This is a genomic window from Brucella daejeonensis, from assembly GCF_014199265.1.
In the GTDB taxonomy this organism is placed as follows: domain Bacteria; phylum Pseudomonadota; class Alphaproteobacteria; order Rhizobiales; family Rhizobiaceae; genus Brucella; species Brucella daejeonensis.
The window spans coordinates 1-18,120 of the sequence record NZ_JACIJG010000035.1 but is presented as its reverse complement, the minus strand read 5'-3'; the positions used below and the strand labels follow the sequence as shown (position 1 = coordinate 18,120).

Genomic DNA, 18,120 nt, shown 5'->3' with positions numbered 1-18,120 from the left:
GGCCGACGCCGTAGCGTCCAAAGGGAAGGGTAAAGGGGAGGCGAGCCGGGCGCTTACGCGCTCCGATTCCACGCTGATCGAGGCGGCCGCCGACATTGCCACAAGCCTGCCAACCGGCGAGGACATGGCGTTTACGCACGCCGTGCTTTGTCAGGTCGGCTTGCCCCGCGCCAAGGTCGAGGGCCGTGAGTTCATGCGCCAGTCCGGGGCCGCGTGGGTGAATGTGCAGGCCGGTTATCTGGATGAAGGCAACGGGCCGGTGCTGCAACCGATCCCCTATGGCGTCATGCCGCGTCTGGCACTGGCGTGGGTATCCACCTTTGCCGTGCGCAACAAGGAGCGCGAAATCAAGATCGGTGACAGCGCGGCCGAGTTCCTTAGCCTGATGGGCTTGGATGACCAAGGGGCGCGCTATGCGACCCTGCGCAAGCAGATGCACGCGCTGGCGGCCTGCCGTCTCCAACTCGGCTTTAAGGGCCGCACTTTCAACGGGCAGCCGGTTGAGCAGTTCGACGCATGGCTGGCGAACCGCGACACCAAACAGCGGCCGCTATGGCCGGGCACGATGGTGTTGTCCGAAGGCTATTTCACATCACTGATGCAAAGCGCCGTGCCGCTCGACAACCGCGCCCTGATGGCCCTGAAAGGCTCGGCGCTGGCGCTCGACGTGTACGCATGGCTTGCCCACCGGCTGCACCGCATCGAAGGGCGCGGCGTCACGCTGCACTGGAAGGCGCTGCGCGAGCAGTTCGCGCAGGAATACAAGGGGAAGGACCCCGACAAGGACTTTAAGAAGGAGTTCATGCCAGCTCTCAAGAAGGTGCTGGCCGTCTACCCGCAGGCCAAGGTGAAGCCGGTCACGGGCGGTGTCCTGCTGCTTGGTTCCGCTCCCCCTATCCCCTACAAGGGCGGGCCGACCGAGTAACGCTAACCTCTTGAAGTGTCCGGGAAACGTGTCGTTAAATCGCCCCCCCTAAACCCCGTTGATTCTTGCACAAGGCATTGAATCACCGGGGTTTTTGTGTCTCATGGTGTCCGTAAACGCCAGCGGAGGCCGGAAACGGTGTACAACCCTGTCGATACCCTGTCGATAACGCCACTTATCCACGTTAAATCGCCCCCCCCCAATTCGATAAATCGCCCCCCCCTTTTTCCGATAAATCGCCCCCCCCTTTTTCCGATAAATCGCCCCCCCCCTAAACCGGTAGGTTAAGCCTTTAAATAAAAATCCTATAAATCTAAACCTGTAATTGGCTGGCCAAATCTGTGGAAAAGCTGCTGCAACAAGCACATAGGGCACCCCTGCGGGGTTCCCCCACCGCTTCGCGGCGGCTCCCCCTCCCGCATGAAATGCGTTCGCTCCGCTCACAAGTTAGCTTGTGGCGACGGCAAGCCGTCGCGGTACAGCGCAACCCCGTGGATTACCCACCACCCCTTTCGTACCTGGTCAGGCCGAGGAAGGGCAAAGAACGATCAGGCACCAAAAAAAGGGGCGGGTAGAGCCAAGACCGGCTAACGGTCTGTAAACACGTCGCAAAATGGCGCTGTATGACCCGCAGCGGCGTTTTTTCACCACCACCAAGGGGTAGGTAGCGCCAATCGCGGAAAATTCAGCACAGCGCGATACAGGGCGTTTTAGCGGTGTGTAATAGACGGAGCGGCGAGGCAGACCATGCAGCCCATACATCAGGGCGACAGCCCTCTACGCTGCAAACCACCGTCAGGCTTCGCAGGACGCGCCAAGAGACGATTTCAGGGAAAAGGGAGGGGGTAAGGCACGGGCCAGTCTGAAAGCCGCTCAAAACGCGCTACAGGCCCAATCTACGAAAAGGCCGGCCGGCCAGACCAGAACCCCCAACGGGAGTCAAAGGCCCGGCCCAACCGGCCGACACACATTCAGGATACCGATTAGCGACGCTTTCCGCCATCATTGCGGACAGGTTTTGCGGACAGTCGCCGCGCCTGCCGGGCATCCAGTCGGTCGAACAGCCAATGCCAGAACCCGGCATAGGCAGAAATCACACCGATCAGCAGGCCAATGAACAGGCCCACGCCGAGAAGCAGAAAGATCGCCAGTCCCATCGTACCCCCCCTAGACCGTCGCCCGGTCGCGCTCAGGGAACGCGGAATCAAACCGGCCCGCATATTCCGGGTCCGTCAGGTAGTTGAGGCGGCGCAGCGTGTAGGGCGCTTCGCCCTGCACCTGCACGATCTCCACATCGTTCGGCAGCCGCATCACTTCGTCAGGCGTCAGCAGATCCCGGCCGGTGAACTGCTGGGACACGCCCGCACCACTGTTGGAGCTGACGCCAGAGCCAAACGAAGACCCCGACGAACTGTTGGCCGTGTTGTATTCGACCGTCAGCTTGCCGAGGCTTTCGCTGATGTACTTGGCCGTGTCCACGTCCGAGGTTCCGAACCACTGTTTGGCGTTGCAGTTGGCGAAAAAGTCCTGCCAGCGCGGATAGGTTTCCTTGAGCTGGCCGAGGTTTTGCAGGATGAACCACATGGCCGCGCCATAACCCCGGATGACCGAGAGCTTTTCGGCAATGATGCTCATGTGGCCGAGCTGGGCGAACTCATCGAGCAGGAACAGCACGCGCAGATCGCCCGGCTTCTGCAACCCGGTTGCCAGAACCGACATGATGGCCTGACCGAAGAAGCCGCGCACATAGCCCCGGTAAGCGTGCAGCGAGTGGGGCGGCATCACCAGATAGACCGTCATCGGCTTGCGCTTGAGGTCATCAAAGGCAAAATCCGTGGCGGCCAGCGTCGAAATCAGGCGCGGATCATCGAGGAAGGCCAGATGCCGGTTCAGCGTGGAGCGCAGCGAGCCGCGTTCCTTGTCCGGGGTATTCATGAAGGCCCGCGCGGCACGGGGCGGCAGGTCAAAACCGCGCGTGTTCGTGATCATATCGGCCAGCAGCGCCTTGGTTTCGTCCTCGCCAAGCGACAGCAGGCGGCGAACCTCGCTCATGTTGCGGCTGGCCGGGGCCAGCGTAGCGACGTGAACCAGCAGGCCGCGCAGGAAGATTTTGGCCGTTTCATTGAAGTGCGCCGACGCATCGGACGCGTGGCCCTCCGAGACAATCATCAGGTCAGCCAATGCCCCGGCTTCCTCCACCACGGCCGGGCTGTCCGGGTCGAGGCGGTCAATCCAGTTGAACCGGTGCGACGGCTGGCCGGTGACGCCGAACGGGTCCACCAGATAGACGTCATGACCGAGCTGTTCGCGGCGGAATCGGGCCGTTGCGGCGTAGTTCTCGCCCTTCACGTCGAGCACCACCGTAGAGCCGGGATAGTCCAGCAGGTTCGGGATGACCGAGCCGATACCCTTACCGGAGCCGTTGGGGGCAATGGTCAGCACATGGCCCATGTAGCGGAACCGGGCATCGTAGCCCTGCATGGCCTTGTTATCGGCATCGAGCGGGCGACCCAAAGCAAAGCCGTGGCTGTCAGCCAGAACGTGCCCGACCGGCTGATAATGGCCCTTCTGAATTGCCTGTTCCGTTGTCGTCCAGTGTGCGGACCCATGCAGACCATTCGAGGGCGCAGGCGCGGCGGCCTGTGTGCCCCTTGGAGCGGCCGCAATGCCGCGCAGGCGAGCCGGTAAACGGGCATACAACGCCGCATACCACCGGGACCGCTGCACCAGAACGCAGGCCGGGACGAAAAGCAGCAGAAGCAGGGGCAGGCGGAACCAGCCCGGCACCATCGCCGCCAGTGGCGCGATGAAGCCGCCGAGCACGACATAGGCCGCGTAAAACGGCAGCGTTGTCACCCAAAGCAGAAACAGGCCACGGGCCGCTTTTTCGGCGGGCATGAACACACGGATCAGCGGGCCGACAATCGGGATGGCAAAGACCACCGGGAACAGGAAAACGAGCAGAAGACCACCGAGAATATTCCACAGCGATTCCTTGAGCCGGTCGCCCATCGACGTGATGTTGCCGATCACCGTCGCGTCGTGTTCCTTCCGCGTCTCACGGGCTACGGTTCGGGCCTGTTGAGCCTGCACCGCCCGTTCCTTGCCCTGCAATTGCGCAACACGTCCGCCAAAGTCTTCCGCGCGCAGGTCGGTCACGTTCAGTTGCAGGAAGTTTTCAATGGGCTTCTGGATGCTTTGCGGACCGTTTTTATACTGGTCTATCAACCATGCATAAGCGGCGCTTGGGGACGCCGCGACGGGCCAGTTAAGGCGATTAAATTCCCGGTCAATGGCCCGCTTGAAATGCGGAACCGGGTCACATGCTTGCTGCACATTCTGGACGCTTCCGCCCGCCGTAAAGCAGGCGGCAAGACCCTTGCCAACAAAGGCGCGCTCGGTGTCCAGAAGGTAGGTTTTCACCGTTTCCATTCCAGCAATAACCTGCGAACGGTTGCGGCTCAAAATTTGCGCCTGCGCGCCGTTCAAAAGGTTCTCGGCCTGTCGCTGCTGCTGTTCCGTTCTCTCGGCACTTTCGACCTCATCCAGCGACTTCCATAGCGTCTTAATTTCCTGCACGGTATGCTGGATATTGGCGCATGTCGGCTCATTGATAAACCGCGCATCCAGCCGCTCATCGCTGGCTTTCGCGTACTCGCGGATATCGGTCTGATCGTACAACTTGTGGAGAGCATCAGCGTCGCGCGCAGCGGCTGCCTGACGGATGGATTCAACAAATGTATCTTGGCATGTTTCTGGTGCCATACCTTGCGCGTTCGCGGTGGCCCAAGGAAGGGCCAGAGCAAGCGCCAGAATGTAGCATTTCATAGTTTATTCTCCCGTTGTAAATACCCGGCTTCCGATCTCCTGTAATCGCCTCCTTTCGGCGGGACCGTTCGGGCCTTGCAGGGCGTTCATTGCTTCCGTCAACGCGCCCAATATGACGGCTCGGTCTTCATCGCCTAACCCGGCTTTGACGACCAATCCGCCCAGCTCAATTTTGTGCCTTGTGTCCTCCTTACGTAGCTGCTCGCGTGTTCTGGAAAGGGCCATTTCAGCCCTCGCTAGTTGTTGTCTGGTTCGTGCCACTGGCGACCGCCGGGCGGTTGCGAAACTTAGACGCGATAGCGTCGAACTCCGCACTAAGCTGCTCGTCGCTCAGGTCCAAATCAACCAGCCCGGCCTTGAGGGCTAAACGGCCGATACGTTCAGCCGCAGCGGTTTCAAGTTGAGCCAGCTTGCTTTTTGCCGCTTCGACTTCTGCCAGTGCCTTGGCACGGCGTTCTTTGAGAGTGGGCTTAGCCATCTTCGTTTCTCCTTTTTGGTGTCAATCAAACTGTTGCAGGCCAAGCATAATCTAAAACTTGACGCAAGGGGTAGGGCGCGCGACAATTCCCGAAACGAATGTGAAGGGCGCACTTAGGAGTTGGCTTCGCCAACTCGTGCGACAGGGGTTCCCCCTGTACCCCTAAGGGCACCAAAAGGAAGCTATGGCAATCTACCATTGCAGCGTTAAAGCGGTATCCCGCAGCACCGGGCGCAGCGCGCCGGGTGCGGCCGCTTATCGCGCCGGTGAATTGCTGACCGACAATCGCACCGGCGAGGTGTTCGACTACACCAAAAAGGGCGGCGTCCTGTCCGCCGATATCGTGCTGCCGGAAGGTGCGCCGGAGTGGGCCAAAGACCGCAACCAGCTATGGAACGCCGCCGAGGCTGCCGAGCGCCGCAAGGATGCTTGCGTGGCGCGTGAATATGAGGTGGCCTTGCCGCATGAGTTGACGCACGAACAACGGCGCGAGCTTGCGCTGACGTTCGCCAAAGAGCTGTCAGATCGCCACGGCGTGGCGGTTGATGTTTGTCTGCATGAGCCGAGCCGCGACGGCAACGACAAGAACTATCACGCACACATTCTGACAACGACGCGCGTGATGGGAAAAGATGGGTTAGAGGGCAAGGCAGAAATTGAAAAAGCCGGGCGCAAGCGGACCGACGATCTCAAGGAAACCCGCGCCTTATGGGGCGCACTTTGTAATGATGCGCTGGAGCGTGCCGGGCACGTCGAGCGCGTGGACCATCGCAGTTATAAAGAGCAAGGCGTTGACCTGACGCCGACCAAGCATATTGGCGTTTCTGCCGTGGCGATGGACCGCAAGGGCATGGATGCCGAGCGGCTGGAAATTCACGCCGAGACACGCGCCGAGAACGCCGAGAAGATAGAGGCTAATCCGTCGCTCATCCTCGATAAAATCACCACCACGCAGGCCGTTTTTGACCGCAGGGACATGGCGCGCGAGCTTAACCGGTACATAGACGATCCCCAGCAATTCCAGAACATCATGGCCCGTCTGGAGAGCGCGACGGAGCTGGTACAGCTTGCGCCAGAAATGACAGACGGCCGCCGTACGGTTCCGGCCAAGTTCACGACCCGCGAAATGGTCATGACGGAACGGGCGATGATTGACAGCGCCGAGCGTCTGGCCGGGGCGGAATCGCACGGTGTTGCGGCGGGCACGATAGCCCGCACCGTTGGCCGCTACGATACCCTTTCGGACGAGCAACGCGCCGCTGTTGAGCACGTTACCGGAGAGGGCCGCTTGTCCGTCATTATCGGGGATGCAGGCACCGGAAAATCCTTCGCAATGCGCGTGGCGAAAGAGGCATGGGAGGCCGAAGGCTTCCGCGTCCGTGGGTGCGCGCTGGCCGGTAAGGCGGCCGATGAATTGCAGGCCGGGAGTGGCATCGACAGCCGCACGATTCACAGCCTTGAAGCATCGTGGAATCGGGGCGTGGACATGCTGACCGCGCGTGACGTTCTGGTAATAGACGAGGCGGGCATGGTTGGCAGTCGGCAGCTTGGTCGGGTGCTCGAAGCGGCCGAGAAGGCAGGCGCAAAAGTCGTCATGCTGGGCGATGACAAGCAGCTTGCCGCCATCGAGGCCGGGGCCGGTTTCCGGGCCATTACCGAACGTGTCGGCGCTGCCGAAATCACGCAGATTCGCCGCCAGACGGAAAGCTGGGCGCGGGAGGCCAGCACAGAGCTGGCGCGCGGTGACGTCCGCACCGGTCTGGACGCCTATCATGAGCGCGGCCATGTGCGGATCGAGGACACCCGAGAGGAAGCCCGCACAGCCCTTGCGGCCGACTGGCTGGCCGACCGAGAGAAAGGCGGGACCAGCATCATTCTGGCCCACACGAACAAGGACGTGGCGAGCCTTAACAATACCGTGCGAACGGCGCTTAAAGCGTCCGGCGAGCTGGGCGCTGAAACCGAGTTCCTGACCGAACGCGGGGCGCGCAGCTTTGCCGAGGGCGACCGCCTTGTGTTCCTCAAGAACGACAGCGCGCTAGGCGTGAAAAACGGAACCCTTGGCACCGTCGAAAAGGCCGAAGAAGGCCGCTTGTCGGTTCGTCTGGACAGTGGCCGGGAGGTGGACTTTGACGCGGGCACCTACGGCCACGTTGACCACGGTTATGCCGTCACCATCCACAAATCACAGGGCGTTACCGTAGACCGTGCCTATGTGCTGGCGACGGGCGGCATGGACCGCAATCTGGCCTATGTCGGCATGACGCGGCACCGCGACAGCGCGACGCTGTACGCCGGGGCCGAAGACTTCACCGATCGCCGTTCCGGGCGACTGGTGGCCCACGGCGCCGCCCCTTATGAGAACGACCCGGCGAACAGCCAGAGCTATTTCGTGACGCTGGAATCGGACAGCGGCAAGCAGCGCACCGTCTGGGGCGTGGATCTGGCGCGGGCCGTTGCCGAATCTGGCGCACAGTTGGGCGACCGGATTGGCCTTGAGCACACCGGCAGCGAAACCGTGCAGCTCCCGGACGGAGGGATTGCCGAGCGCAATCACTGGCAGGTTAACGGCAGCGCCGAGCTGGCCTATACGAAACTGGCCGAACGGCTGGGCCGTCAGCAGCCGAAGGCGAGCACGCTGGACTTTGCCGAAAGCGCCTATGGCTTTGCCGAGCAGCGCGATTTCGACGGTGCGGGCGTTGTGCGCCAGTGGGTCGAGCGCGGCCGCGAGAAGCTGGCCGGGCTTGCCGACCGGGCCGAAAAAGCCCTTTCCCGCGTACTGGAACGCGCCGGAATCCGCCGCGACGTGCCCGGCATGGAACAGGCCACCCCGGAAGACATTGCGGCCCTGCGCGAGCCGCAGGCGCGGCCAGAGCTGACGCCGGAGGACGCCGCGCGCGCAGCGGCCATAGCCGAGGTCGAGCGGGCTTTCGGTGGCGGCCAGCCCGTGCGCCAGGTCGATCCGCTGGACGTGTACCGCAAGGGCGTGGAGCAGGCGCGGCAGGCAGGTGACGGGCTGGACATTCAGATTGCAGAACGCCGCTTGCAGCTTGCCGAAGACGCACAGGCGGCCGGACATAACCCGGCCCACATGGCCGCGAAAATCAACGCGCAGGCGCAGGCCGACGTGATTGCCGGATTGCAGGGCCAGCAGCCGCAGGCGCGGCCAGAACCAACGCCGGAGGACGCCGCCCGTGCGGCGGCCCGTGCCGAGGTCGAACGGGCTTTGGGCGGCGGCAAGGTTGAACGGCCAGCGCCGCAGCAGCAGGAACCGGGCATGTCGGAGCGGGATAAAGCCCGCGCCGAGGTTGAGAAAGCAATGGGCCACGGTCGCAAACGTGATCGTGGAATTGAGCTGTAACAACGGGAGATACCGCTATGAGCGACACCAAAGAAAACACCGGATGGACCACCCCGGACGCAGCGCCGGGCGGCTGGAACAAGGCCGACACCGAGCGGCTAGCCGAATACGAGCAGGGCTATCGGGAACGGTCAGAGGCCAAGCTGGCGAAACGTGAATCCACGGCCGAGCGCGTGGAAGTCGTCGAGGAACGCGACGTGACCGACCCCAGCCGGGTCTATACGCCGCGGGAGTCGGGCGAGGTTGCGCAGGAGCGCGAGGCAGACGCGCCGGAGCTGGCAGGCGGCGGGGAAGCCGCAGGCTATGACGAGGTACAGACGGCCGAGGTGGTGGAAGAAGACCCGGTGCGCGCGGCGGCCATAGCCGAGGTCGAACAGGCTTTTGCCGGGGAAAGCTACGGCCATGAGAGCGAGGCCCAGCTTAAAGCGGCCGAGATCGAGGCCGAGGCCGTCCAGTTCACCGGCATGTCGGAGGCCGCGCAGACGGCCGATGTGGTGGAGGAAGACCCGGCGCGTGCGGCGGCTATAGCCGAGGTCGAACGGGCGTTCAGCAGCCCCGGCCATGACCAAGAGATAGAGCGGTGATGCCTGTATGAAGATGGTGCGCTGCCGCTACTGCAAACATGGCCCGATCCACGTCACCGCGCGACGTTGCCCCCGTTGCGGGGGCAGAGAGCCGGGCAGCCGCCCGCTAGAAATCGTTATTGCGCTTGTCGTGCTGGTTTGTGCGTGTCTGCTAGCGTGGCGTTTCTGGCCGTATTGATCTATTCTTGGCGGTTGATGACGTTGCTCGCGTCTATCGCAAAAACGCCGCAGGGTTCGCCCTGTGGCGTTTTTTTATCGGTCCTCCCTTACGGGCGGCCACTGGCGGGCGGTGTGCATGAGGGCCATCACCCAAACCGTGTCCGTCGCTTCGTCCACTTCATAGACGAGCCGGTAGTTTTCGTGGGGGATCAGCTCGCGAGTGCCCGGAACTTTCCCAATGCGGCCGAGCATGGGAAACTTTCCCAGCCTTTGGGCCGCTTCACTGAAAAGATCGTCCATCTTGAGCGCCGCCCGTGGGTTTTCGACCGCGATGTAATCCACGATGTCGGCCCGGTCCTGTCTCGCCGCAGCTATCCAGCGGACTTTCACAATCCAGCCTCTCCGGCGCGGCGTAGCAGGTCCACACGGCGGGCGGCCGCATCGGCTTCCACTTCCTCATTTGAGACGTGCAGGCCAGCATCACGCTGCCTGCGCGCAACCTCGACCTTGCGGCGCAAAAATTCGTCGTACTCCCGCGCCTCGCGGCGTTGGTTGATGTAGTCGCGCATCAGCTCGCGCACGACCTGCGCTGCTGGCCGGTCATCGGCGGCGGCTTCTGCCATGAACGTGTCGCGCAGCTCTGGTTCCAGCTTCATCGTGAAAACGGCTTTCGTTGACATAACGGGCCTCCTGTCTATCGGTAATACCGAGTATATACCGAAGCATTACCCATGTGTCCACGATTGGATTGCACAATCCAAAAAAACCCGGCAGCGCGCCGCGCGTTGCATAAGTCCTAAGTTTTGCGACGGCTGCCGCAGGCCGGAAAAGCTGGGCCTTTTCGTGTTGCAAAATATTGTCGCTTATATTCTATAATGTGCGACAACATTTGCGACGTACAGGCGGACATATGGCACGACACAAAGACGACCCCGGCACGCTCGACCTGATGAGCGGCAAGCTGGGGTCGGTTCCGGTAGGGGGCGAAATGACACCCTAAGGATTTAACTCCGTGGGCCAGTGATATTCACCGGTCAGCAGGATGTGCGCCCAGATCAAAGGAGAGATGTGGGCTAGAAGGTCTGGCGGGACATCAAGACCGGCATTCGTCGTTCGGTGACGGCACGGCCGAGATGGACGGTATCTTCGGACGCGCAAGGCAGAAAGATTATTTCGGTCTAATAGATGACGTGTTAATCAAGGGCCAGATGATAAGTTTTCACATACAGGCAAGATCGAAATTGAATCGTACCTTTCGCTCACTTTTTGTTTTCAAATTACCCAGATTGTTTCTAGCGCTGATCTTTTTCGCTATCGACTCTGGTGATCTAGGCTATGCAGCAGGGCAGAAAATCCCTGATACCAAAGTCAGCGGTTCCAAGCCTCCTTTGCGCAAACTCAATCCGAACCCGAAGCGCGCTTATGAAATCCGCATGAAACTTGAAAATGTTTCCGATATCTCGCCTGCGGACCAAGGCGGCGCGCGGTTTGCAACGGTAGAAGGTACCGTGCAGTTCGATGTCAGCAATGCGGCCCGCTGTGGTAAGAGCCGCTGGCTGGCAGGCAACGTACCCGTTATCTCGAGCCACGAACCATTCCGCCTTTCGGCTGTTTCGGCAACCGAATATGTCGGCATAGTGTATACCGATATGATTCTGGACGAGGATTATTATGGGCGTGGCGTGTGTCACTGGCAATTGACCGAGGCTCGCCTCGCGCTCAAGGCACGCGACCGCGAAGACGACACCCGCTTTGTCGCGGGCTTGTCTGGGCAAAAGATGCGTACCGATGATAAGCAGCAGCGCTATTTCTGGAAAGGGTATTATCCCAACTTTGAGCAGGGGCCGTTCGCCGATTACGGTATAGCCCAATTGTCAACCGTTGAGAAAAGCAAGCGCGATCAGTACTTCGCGATCACCATGTCGGCCAGGGCGGTCGGCCCGTAATCGGATTTTTTGTAAGACTGGCACCTAAGCAAAAATGGCGACTGTCCATGCGGCAGACGCCATTTTCCTTTTTAACCTCTAAAGTTCTGGTTTGTGGCCGATTTGTAGGCCTCGGCTAAATTCCGCTCGCTTCATGCACGACGGTGCCATTAAAATCGCAGCTGGCGCCATGGTAGTAAGAGCAACCGGAAACTTCTTCCAGCTTCAACGTGTATTGATCCATGAACTTAAAATTCACCTTGCAAAAACGGCTATTCTGCAGGGATTCTTTTTTGCTTTCAATGAACCCTTCATTGGGTATCGACATGGTCGCGCTGGCACCTGTAATGGTGACGTCGCCTTTCAGACTTCCACCACAACCTGGTAACGTATCGGTCATTTTGTCCGCCGTCGCAATAGCGGCAGAATACTCATTGCCTGACTTATGCGTCAGGTCCACAATGAGAGACGCTCCACCTTCGCTTTCGTAACGACCTGCGCGATTGTTTTCGTCGCCCTGAGCCAGGGCTGGTACAGTAAGGACCGCAAGCGATGCAGCCAATATCAATGTTCTGATCATTTAATCTCCAAAACCAATTATATTCGGGGCAGAAGTGGCATTTATCCGATTTGTCGGCTTTCCAAATGACGCCGTGCAACCAAACGTACAAGTCTGAACTTCGTGTTTACAGCCCTGCGCAGTTTGGTTCGCGGATATCCGCCTCTTCCACAATTATGCCATTGCTTGCGTCACAACAAGGACTTGGCGTATACAACTGGCCAGTAGGTGCAGTGCTGCCGAAACCGCAACGCTTCGCCCTATAGAACCGCGGACCCGTCGACCGGACTTTTCCATCATCGGTGAAGCTATCGCTCTGATCGTCTTCGATCCGGCTCAGTCGCCCGATGTCGTTGCACAACATTCGCGACAGTATTCTTGCTGATGCCGAGGTCACGGGCGATCCAGCGGTAGCTCCTTCCTTCGGAAATTAGAGCGAGGACCTTTGGAGCAAGGCGATCCGACTTGGGACGCTGCCCCATCCGGCGGCCCAGTTGCTTTCCCCGCGCTCTTGCCGCGGCGAGGCCGGACTTTACGCGCTCGCTAATGAGGTCGCGTTCGAATTCAGCAATCCCGGACAGGAAGGTTGCGAGCATTCGGCCGTGCGGTGAGGATAAATCGAAGGTCATGCCACTCATCGCTATAACCGAGACCTTCCAACCCTCCAACTCGCGCAGCGTGTTGAGAAGGTCGATAGTCGAGCGACCCCATCGGGAAAGTTCAGTAACAAGCACCGCGTCAATCTTGCGAGCTTGCGCCAGCGCCATAACTTTGCGTCGTTCGGCACGGTCGAGCTTCGTGCCGGAACCGGTCTCCTTGAATATCGCGGCAACCTCATATCCAGCTCGATCAGCGAAAGCAGTCAGGTCATGCTCCTGCCGCTCGCATGACTGATCGGCGGTTGAAACGCGACAGTAAATAGCGGCGTGCTGTCCCAATTGAACCCTCGTGGATTTTGGTGCCGGAAGGCCTTGATTTGTATGGGCTGATTGTTGTCCAAAACAGAGTATACTTCAATAGGGACAATTGTTCATGCCAAGGCGACATATTCTGACCGAGCGACAACGCTCGGTACTGTTCGATCTGCCAACTGATGAACTGTCGCTGCTCCGACACTACACGCTCGCTGATGATGACCTTGAGCATATCCGGGAACGGCGCAGACCGGAAAACAGGCTCGGTTTCGCCCTACAACTTTGCGCCTTGCGTTATCCCGGTCGTTCCTTGGCATCAGGCGAGTTGATCCCGCGCGAAATTCTATCATTTATCGGCGCGCAGCTTGGCATTGCGGCAGATGCGCTGATTACCTATGCCGCCCGCCGTCAAACTCGCCAGCAGCATATGGAAGCCCTGCGTGAGATTTATGGCTACAAGGCATTTGCGGGCCGTGGCGCACGTGATCTGCGAGACTGGCTTTTTGAGCAGGCAGAAGATGCCCGGTCGAACGAGGATTTGGCGCAGCGTTTCGTTATGCAATGCCGAAATACGATGACTATCCTGCCTGCGGTGACGACGATCGAGCGATTGTGCGCCGATGCGCTTGTCGCCGCTGAACGGCGGATCGAGACACGAATTGCTGATCGACTCGACATTGGCGTTCGTGAGCGACTGGATGGGCTCTTGACCGAGATGACGAATGGAAACATTAGCCGCTTCATCTGGCTCCGCCAGTTCGAAGTTGGCAGCAATTCCGCCTCGGCAAATCGCCTACTTGATCGCCTAGAGTTTCTGCGCGCTCTGGAAATTGACCTCGAAATCCTAGCAGACATTCCGGCACATAGGGTTGCGCGTCTACGCCGACAAGGAGAGCGCTACTTCACGGACGGCCTTCGCGACATCAGTTCCGATCGGCGGTGGGCGATCCTAGCAGTCTGTGCCGTCGAATGGGAAGCGGCGATTGCCGATGCCATTGTGGAAACCCACGATCGCATCGTCGGAAAAACCTGGCGCGAGGCGAAGCGGCTTCATGACGAACGGATTGCCAATTCCAAGACGGCGGTCACTGATACGCTTCGCGCATTCACCGCGTTGGGGGCGTCTCTGCTGGAAGCACATGATGACGGCATCCCGTTGGACGATGTCTTGGCACGATCGACCGAATGGCAGCGACTTGAACAACTGGTCGCGGCAGGGACGCAACTTACCAGCACCTTGGCGGATGAACCTTTGGCGCATGTCGGGCAAGGGTATCATCGCTTCCGTCGATACGCGCCACGAATGTTACGATGTCTGAAGCTCAAATCCGCGCCTGTCGCCGAGGCATTGATTGCCGCCGCACACGTGATTGGCGTAACAGGCGCCCCAACGACGCCGGCTACTTCCTTCCTGCGACCGAATTCGAAATGGCATCGATATCTGCGTGCACGAGATCAGGGCGACAATCGTCTATGGGAAATCGCAGTCCTGTTTCACCTTCGGGACGGCTTCCGATCCGGTGATGTTTGGCTGGATCATTCCCGCCGCTACGGCGATCTCAAGCAGGTTCTTGTCCCAATGGCTTCGGCACAGACAAACGCGAGAATGGCGGTTCCAATCGATCCTCACGCTTGGCTTGCCGACCGTAAAATCCGCCTTTCTGACGGACTGAAGCGTCTGGCCCGTGCTGCTCGCGATGGTGCCATTCCTCACGGTAGTATTGAAGATGGGGTGTTACGGATCGACAGGCTGATCGCCGACGTACCTGAAAATGCCGAGGAACTGGTTCTGGATCTTTATCGTCGGATGCCGCCCGTACGGATCACCGACATTCTGTTGGAGGTTGACGCTGCGGTTGGTTTCTCTGATGCCTTTCCTCATCTGAGAACTGGAGCGCCATGCAGCGACCAGATTGGCTTGCTGAACGTCCTGCTTGCCGAAGGACTGAATCTTGGCCTTCGGAAAATGGCAGAGGCCTCCAACACGCACGACTACTGGCAGCTCTCGCGCCTTGCACGCTGGCATGTCGAAAGCGAGGCCCTAGATCAGGCGCTGGCGATAGTCGTAACTGCACAGGGCAAGCTTCCCATGTCCCGCGTCTGGGGCATGGGAACGACGGCATCAAGCGACGGCCAGTTCTTCCCGTCCGCGCGGCAGGGTGAGGCCATGAACTTGGTCAATGCCAAGTATGGCAACGAGCCTGGGCTGAAAGCCTATACCCACGTCAATGACCAGTTTGCGCCTTTCGCCTCACAGACAATTCCCGCGACGGTCAGCGAAGCGCCATACATTCTCGACGGCCTGCTGATGAATGAAGCAGGCCGCCAGATCGGCGAACAATATGCCGATACTGCGGGGTTTACCGACCATCTGTTCGGGACAAGCGCCATGCTTGGCTATCGTCTTGTGCTGCGTATCCGCGACCTGCCATCAAAACGGCTGTATGTATTCAATCCGGCGACAACGCCCAAGGATTTACGCGGTCTGGTCGGTGGCAAAATCCGCGAAGAACTGATTGTCGCAAACTGGCCTGATCTCTTTCGCTGCGCCGCTACAATGGCCGCCGGAAAGATCAAGCCGAGCCAGTTGTTGCGCAAACTCGCCTCCTACCCTCGCCAAAATGATCTGGCGGTCGCGTTGCGGGAGGTTGGTCGTGTTGAGCGCACTCTCTTTATAATAGAATGGATTCTCGATACCGATATGCAACGCCGTGCGCAGATCGGCCTCAACAAAGGTGAGGCTCATCACGCCCTGAAAAACGCCCTGCGCATTGGACGCCAAGGGGAAATCCGCGACCGAACCACGGAAGGTCAGCATTACCGGATCGCCGGGCTGAATTTGCTTACGGCAATCATCATCTACTGGAATACCGCACATCTCGGGTGTGCCATCGAAAATCGACGGAATGAAGGGCTCGACGTTCCACCGGAGCTGCTGGCGCATACCTCCCCGCTCGGGTGGGCGCATATCCTGCTGACCGGAGAATATCTTTGGCCCATTGGTGAAAAAGATTAGGGTGTCATTTCGCCCCCTACCGGAAACGACCCCAAGCTGCTGATCGGCTATGCGCGGGTTTCGACCGACGACCAGGAGCTGACCAATCAGCGGGCCGAGCTGCAAGCGGCGGGCTGTTCCCGCATCTTTGCCGAGAAGATCACCGGCACCCACAGCAAGCGCGCCGAGCTGGCCCGGATGCTGGACCACCTTCGGCCGGGCGACGTGGTGACGGTGACGCGGCTTGACCGCCTCGCCCGCAACACCCGCGACCTGCTGGACATTGCCGAGCAGTTGCAGGCGAAGGGTGCGGGCCTGCGGTCGCTGGCCGAGCCGTGGGCCGATACGACCAGCCCGGCCGGGCGCATGGTTCTGACGGTGTTTGCAGGCATCGCCGAGTTTGAGCGGTCCCTGATCGTGGAGCGCACCCGCAACGGACGCACAGCGGCCAAAGCGCGGGGCGTTCGTTTCGGCCGCCGCCCTGCCCTCAGTCCCGCGCAAATTGCCTATGCGCGCCGCCTGATTGACGAAGACGGGCACACCGCAAACGAGGCGGCCGCCCTGCTGGGCGTCCACCGGGCGACCCTCTACCGGGCGCTGACCAGAGAGGAGAGCACCAAATGAAAGACCGATCCCACGATCAGGCAATGGCCGAGCAGTTCCGCGCGGACCCGGCCTATGCCGCCGAGCTGCTGGCCGAAGTACGCCGCGACGGCGACCCGGCCGAACTGGCCGCTACCTTGCGCCAGATGGCCGAAGCGTTCGGCCGCGCCGGGCCGTGGTGGGACGGCCTCACCGATGACGAGCGGGCCTTATGTGCCGCGCAATTCAGCCGCTACGACACGGCGGATTATCTCAAGACCGGGGACGATATTGCGGCCTATCTCGATGCCGTGGCGGAGGATGGCGACCCCGCGCTGATCGCGGCGGCGCTTGGAGACGTGGCCCGTGCCCGCAACCTTAGCCAGCTCGCCCGCGACGTGGAGGGCGACCCGAGCCTCGCAACCGTGGTGAAAGTCGCCCACGCGCTTGGCCTGCGGCTCGTTTTCAAACCGACCCACGGTGGATCAGAACCGGCAGCAGGGGGCTAGGCCCCTGCCCTTCCCTTTGGTGCCTAGCTGGCCGGTGTGTGGGTTAAATGAATATTCAAAATCAGTCAAAAAGAGATTGACGGAATCACGCGCATAGACGACACTATCCCCATGTTTTGAATATTCAAACGAGGTGATAGTGTGATTATCGCAATAGCAAACACCAAGGGCGGGGTAGGCAAGACCACCCTTGCCGTACAGGTCGCCATTTCTCGCGCCCTTGCCGGGCGTGACGTTTGGCTGATCGACGGTGATCGGCAGGGCACGGCAGCGGCCGCCATAGCGGCCCGTGCCGAGTCCGCGAAGCAACCGGGCATCGCCTGCGCCCAGTACCCGGACGGCCCGCAGCTTCGCGCCCAAGTGCAACAGCAGGCCAAGAAATGGGATGACATCGTGATTGACGTGGGCGGCCGCGACTCGACCGCACTACGCGCTGCGCTCATTCTGGCCGATACCCTTTTGGTGCCCTTCGCCCCGCGCTCCTATGACGTGTGGGCGCTCGATGACATGGCGGCATTGGTGGACGAGGCCCGTAGCGTTCGCGACGGCCTGCGAGCCTTCGCTGTGATGAACCAAGCCGACCCCGGCGAACACTCGACCGACAACGCCGACGCAGCGGCGGCCGTGGCCGAGGTTCCGCAGTTCATCTACCTGCCGACCCCGATCCGCCGCCGCAAGGCGTTCAGCAACGCCGGAGGGGCAGGGCTGGCCGTGTCCGAACTGACACCACGCGATGCAAAGGCCATTGCCGAAGTCAATGCGCTGATGGCACCGCTTTTTAACGGTCAATGAATATTCAAAGAACGACAGGAGTAAACGTAATGGCAATTCATCGCAAAGCAAAGGCGACAGACGCCAAAGAGGCCGCGACCGAGGCATTCTTGACCGGAGCGCCCGACGCCGGGGCCAAAGCCGAGAAGCCAGCGCCCTATGAGAAGGGCTTGCCGAAGGGCCACAAGAGGCAAATCAGCATCACCATTGCCCCGGAACTGCTGCGCAAGGTGGACGAGCGGGCCGACGCAATGGGCACCGGCCGGTCGGCCTTCATTTCCATGGCAATCTTTAAAGCATTGTCGGAATAGTCTTTTCATCCATTTTGAATATTCAAGGCGCATTAGGAGGCAACCGCATGAACGATCGGACCAACGGCCCCAAGGCCATCGGTGAGCTGCTGGGCGGCCTGATCTCGCGCGAGGTTAAGCGGACGGCCGACGCCGTAGCGTCCAAAGGGAAGGGTAAAGGGGAGGCGAGCCGGGCGCTTACGCGCTCCGATTCCACGCTGATCGAGGCGGCCGCCGACA

Annotated in this window: 18 protein-coding genes and 1 pseudogene; 10 read left to right on the top strand and 9 right to left on the bottom strand. The window is 60.3% G+C overall.

Features of this window, described 5'->3' with window-relative positions:
- Positions 1 to 925: replication protein RepA (locus FHS76_RS21855; protein WP_183658314.1), on the top strand; the 925-nt coding region annotated here is incomplete at its 5' end.
- Between the two features lie 983 nt (positions 926 to 1,908).
- On the opposite strand, the gene FHS76_RS21850 is transcribed toward FHS76_RS21855, so the two are convergent.
- From FHS76_RS21850 to FHS76_RS21835, 4 genes are read right to left on the bottom strand one after another with little or no spacing between them, the layout of a single operon-like run.
- Complete coding sequence (locus tag FHS76_RS21850) at positions 1,909 to 2,082, bottom strand: hypothetical protein (RefSeq protein ID WP_157834427.1); 174 nt, start codon at positions 2,080 to 2,082, stop codon at positions 1,909 to 1,911.
- Between the two features lie 10 nt (positions 2,083 to 2,092).
- A complete protein-coding gene (locus tag FHS76_RS22485) occupies positions 2,093 to 4,753 on the bottom strand; it encodes a type IV secretory system conjugative DNA transfer family protein (RefSeq protein ID WP_210306203.1) in 2,661 nt (886 codons plus the stop codon).
- Between the two features lie 3 nt (positions 4,754 to 4,756).
- The gene (locus FHS76_RS21840; protein WP_004167351.1) at positions 4,757 to 4,978 is read right to left on the bottom strand and encodes a conjugal transfer protein TraD; all 222 of its coding nucleotides are present in this window, start codon (positions 4,976 to 4,978) and stop codon (positions 4,757 to 4,759) included.
- A gap of 1 nt (position 4,979) precedes the next feature.
- A complete protein-coding gene (locus FHS76_RS21835; protein WP_183658311.1) occupies positions 4,980 to 5,231 on the bottom strand; it encodes a TraC family protein in 252 nt (83 codons plus the stop codon).
- A 58-nt stretch (positions 5,232 to 5,289) separates the two neighbouring features.
- On the opposite strand from FHS76_RS21835, the gene FHS76_RS22960 reads away from it, so the two are divergent.
- Genes FHS76_RS22960 through FHS76_RS21825 form a run of 3 tightly spaced genes read left to right on the top strand, consistent with a single transcriptional unit; the run spans position 5,290 to position 9,176 of the window.
- Positions 5,290 to 5,397: an RAMP superfamily CRISPR-associated protein gene (locus FHS76_RS22960; protein ID WP_374828661.1), complete on the top strand. Its 108-nt coding sequence runs from the start codon at positions 5,290 to 5,292 to the stop codon at positions 5,395 to 5,397.
- Positions 5,398 to 5,415: 18 nt separating this feature from the next.
- Entirely contained in the window at positions 5,416 to 8,592 is a 3,177-nt protein-coding gene (traA, locus tag FHS76_RS21830) for a Ti-type conjugative transfer relaxase TraA (protein ID WP_183658308.1), read from the top strand.
- Between the two features lie 17 nt (positions 8,593 to 8,609).
- Entirely contained in the window at positions 8,610 to 9,176 is a 567-nt protein-coding gene (locus FHS76_RS21825; protein WP_183658305.1) for a hypothetical protein, read from the top strand.
- A 252-nt stretch (positions 9,177 to 9,428) separates the two neighbouring features.
- On the opposite strand, the gene FHS76_RS21820 is transcribed toward FHS76_RS21825, so the two are convergent.
- From FHS76_RS21820 to FHS76_RS22955, 3 genes and pseudogenes are all read right to left on the bottom strand, one after another.
- Positions 9,429 to 9,725: a type II toxin-antitoxin system RelE/ParE family toxin gene (locus FHS76_RS21820; RefSeq protein ID WP_183658302.1), complete on the bottom strand. Its 297-nt coding sequence runs from the start codon at positions 9,723 to 9,725 to the stop codon at positions 9,429 to 9,431.
- Positions 9,722 to 10,015: an antitoxin of toxin-antitoxin stability system gene (locus FHS76_RS21815; protein ID WP_164498036.1), complete on the bottom strand. Its 294-nt coding sequence runs from the start codon at positions 10,013 to 10,015 to the stop codon at positions 9,722 to 9,724. The genes FHS76_RS21820 and FHS76_RS21815 overlap by 4 nt, the downstream gene beginning before the upstream one ends.
- A 316-nt stretch (positions 10,016 to 10,331) precedes the next feature.
- A pseudogene (locus FHS76_RS22955) lies at positions 10,332 to 10,480 on the bottom strand (Tn3 family transposase); the annotation flags it as partial.
- Here FHS76_RS22955 and FHS76_RS21810 point away from each other — a divergent pair.
- Positions 10,469 to 11,281, top strand: a complete 813-nt coding sequence (locus FHS76_RS21810) for a hypothetical protein (protein WP_183658300.1) — start codon at positions 10,469 to 10,471, stop codon at positions 11,279 to 11,281. The pseudogene FHS76_RS22955 and the gene FHS76_RS21810 overlap by 12 nt on opposite strands.
- Positions 11,282 to 11,396: 115 nt before the next feature.
- Here FHS76_RS21810 and FHS76_RS21805 read toward each other — a convergent pair whose 3' ends face one another.
- Together FHS76_RS21805 and FHS76_RS21800 are read right to left on the bottom strand one after the other, a co-directional pair.
- Positions 11,397 to 11,840, bottom strand: coding sequence for a hypothetical protein (locus FHS76_RS21805; protein WP_183658297.1), 444 nt, complete (start codon positions 11,838 to 11,840; stop codon positions 11,397 to 11,399).
- Between the two features lie 287 nt (positions 11,841 to 12,127).
- Entirely contained in the window at positions 12,128 to 12,757 is a 630-nt protein-coding gene (locus FHS76_RS21800; RefSeq protein WP_183658294.1) for a recombinase family protein, read from the bottom strand.
- A 94-nt stretch (positions 12,758 to 12,851) separates the two neighbouring features.
- On the opposite strand from FHS76_RS21800, the gene FHS76_RS21795 reads away from it, so the two are divergent.
- From FHS76_RS21795 to FHS76_RS21770, 5 genes are all read left to right on the top strand, one after another.
- Entirely contained in the window at positions 12,852 to 15,749 is a 2,898-nt protein-coding gene (locus FHS76_RS21795; protein ID WP_183658291.1) for a Tn3 family transposase, read from the top strand.
- A 6-nt stretch (positions 15,750 to 15,755) separates the two neighbouring features.
- Positions 15,756 to 16,352, top strand: a complete 597-nt coding sequence (locus FHS76_RS21790) for a recombinase family protein (RefSeq protein ID WP_445433052.1) — start codon at positions 15,756 to 15,758, stop codon at positions 16,350 to 16,352.
- Positions 16,349 to 16,819 (top strand): addiction module antidote protein, encoded by a 471-nt coding sequence (locus tag FHS76_RS21780; RefSeq protein WP_445433051.1) that lies wholly within the window; start codon positions 16,349 to 16,351, stop codon positions 16,817 to 16,819. Before FHS76_RS21790 ends, FHS76_RS21780 begins: the two co-directional genes overlap by 4 nt.
- A 141-nt stretch (positions 16,820 to 16,960) precedes the next feature.
- On the top strand, positions 16,961 to 17,611 hold the full coding sequence (locus FHS76_RS21775) for an AAA family ATPase (protein ID WP_183658288.1): 651 nt from the start codon (positions 16,961 to 16,963) through the stop codon (positions 17,609 to 17,611).
- A gap of 29 nt (positions 17,612 to 17,640) precedes the next feature.
- Positions 17,641 to 17,901, top strand: a complete 261-nt coding sequence (locus FHS76_RS21770; protein ID WP_183658285.1) for a ribbon-helix-helix domain-containing protein — start codon at positions 17,641 to 17,643, stop codon at positions 17,899 to 17,901.
- The last annotated feature ends 219 nt before the right edge of the window (positions 17,902 to 18,120 follow it).

Excerpts from the sequence above, each read along its gene's own strand:
- FHS76_RS21850 (WP_157834427.1), bottom strand. The coding sequence starts at position 2,082 with ATGGGACTGGCGATCTTTCTGCTTCTCGGCGTGGGCCTGTTCATTGGC.
- FHS76_RS22485 (WP_210306203.1), bottom strand. The coding sequence starts at position 4,753 with ATGAAATGCTACATTCTGGCGCTTGCTCTGGCCCTTCCTTGGGCCACC.
- FHS76_RS21840 (WP_004167351.1), bottom strand. The coding sequence starts at position 4,978 with ATGGCCCTTTCCAGAACACGCGAGCAGCTACGTAAGGAGGACACAAGG.
- FHS76_RS21835 (WP_183658311.1), bottom strand. The coding sequence starts at position 5,231 with ATGGCTAAGCCCACTCTCAAAGAACGCCGTGCCAAGGCACTGGCAGAA.
- traA (WP_183658308.1), top strand. The coding sequence starts at position 5,416 with ATGGCAATCTACCATTGCAGCGTTAAAGCGGTATCCCGCAGCACCGGG.
- FHS76_RS21825 (WP_183658305.1), top strand. The coding sequence starts at position 8,610 with ATGAGCGACACCAAAGAAAACACCGGATGGACCACCCCGGACGCAGCG.
- FHS76_RS21815 (WP_164498036.1), bottom strand. The coding sequence starts at position 10,015 with ATGTCAACGAAAGCCGTTTTCACGATGAAGCTGGAACCAGAGCTGCGC.
- FHS76_RS21810 (WP_183658300.1), top strand. The coding sequence starts at position 10,469 with ATGGACGGTATCTTCGGACGCGCAAGGCAGAAAGATTATTTCGGTCTA.
- FHS76_RS21805 (WP_183658297.1), bottom strand. The coding sequence starts at position 11,840 with ATGATCAGAACATTGATATTGGCTGCATCGCTTGCGGTCCTTACTGTA.
- FHS76_RS21795 (WP_183658291.1), top strand. The coding sequence starts at position 12,852 with ATGCCAAGGCGACATATTCTGACCGAGCGACAACGCTCGGTACTGTTC.
- FHS76_RS21780 (WP_445433051.1), top strand. The coding sequence starts at position 16,349 with ATGAAAGACCGATCCCACGATCAGGCAATGGCCGAGCAGTTCCGCGCG.
- FHS76_RS21770 (WP_183658285.1), top strand. The coding sequence starts at position 17,641 with ATGGCAATTCATCGCAAAGCAAAGGCGACAGACGCCAAAGAGGCCGCG.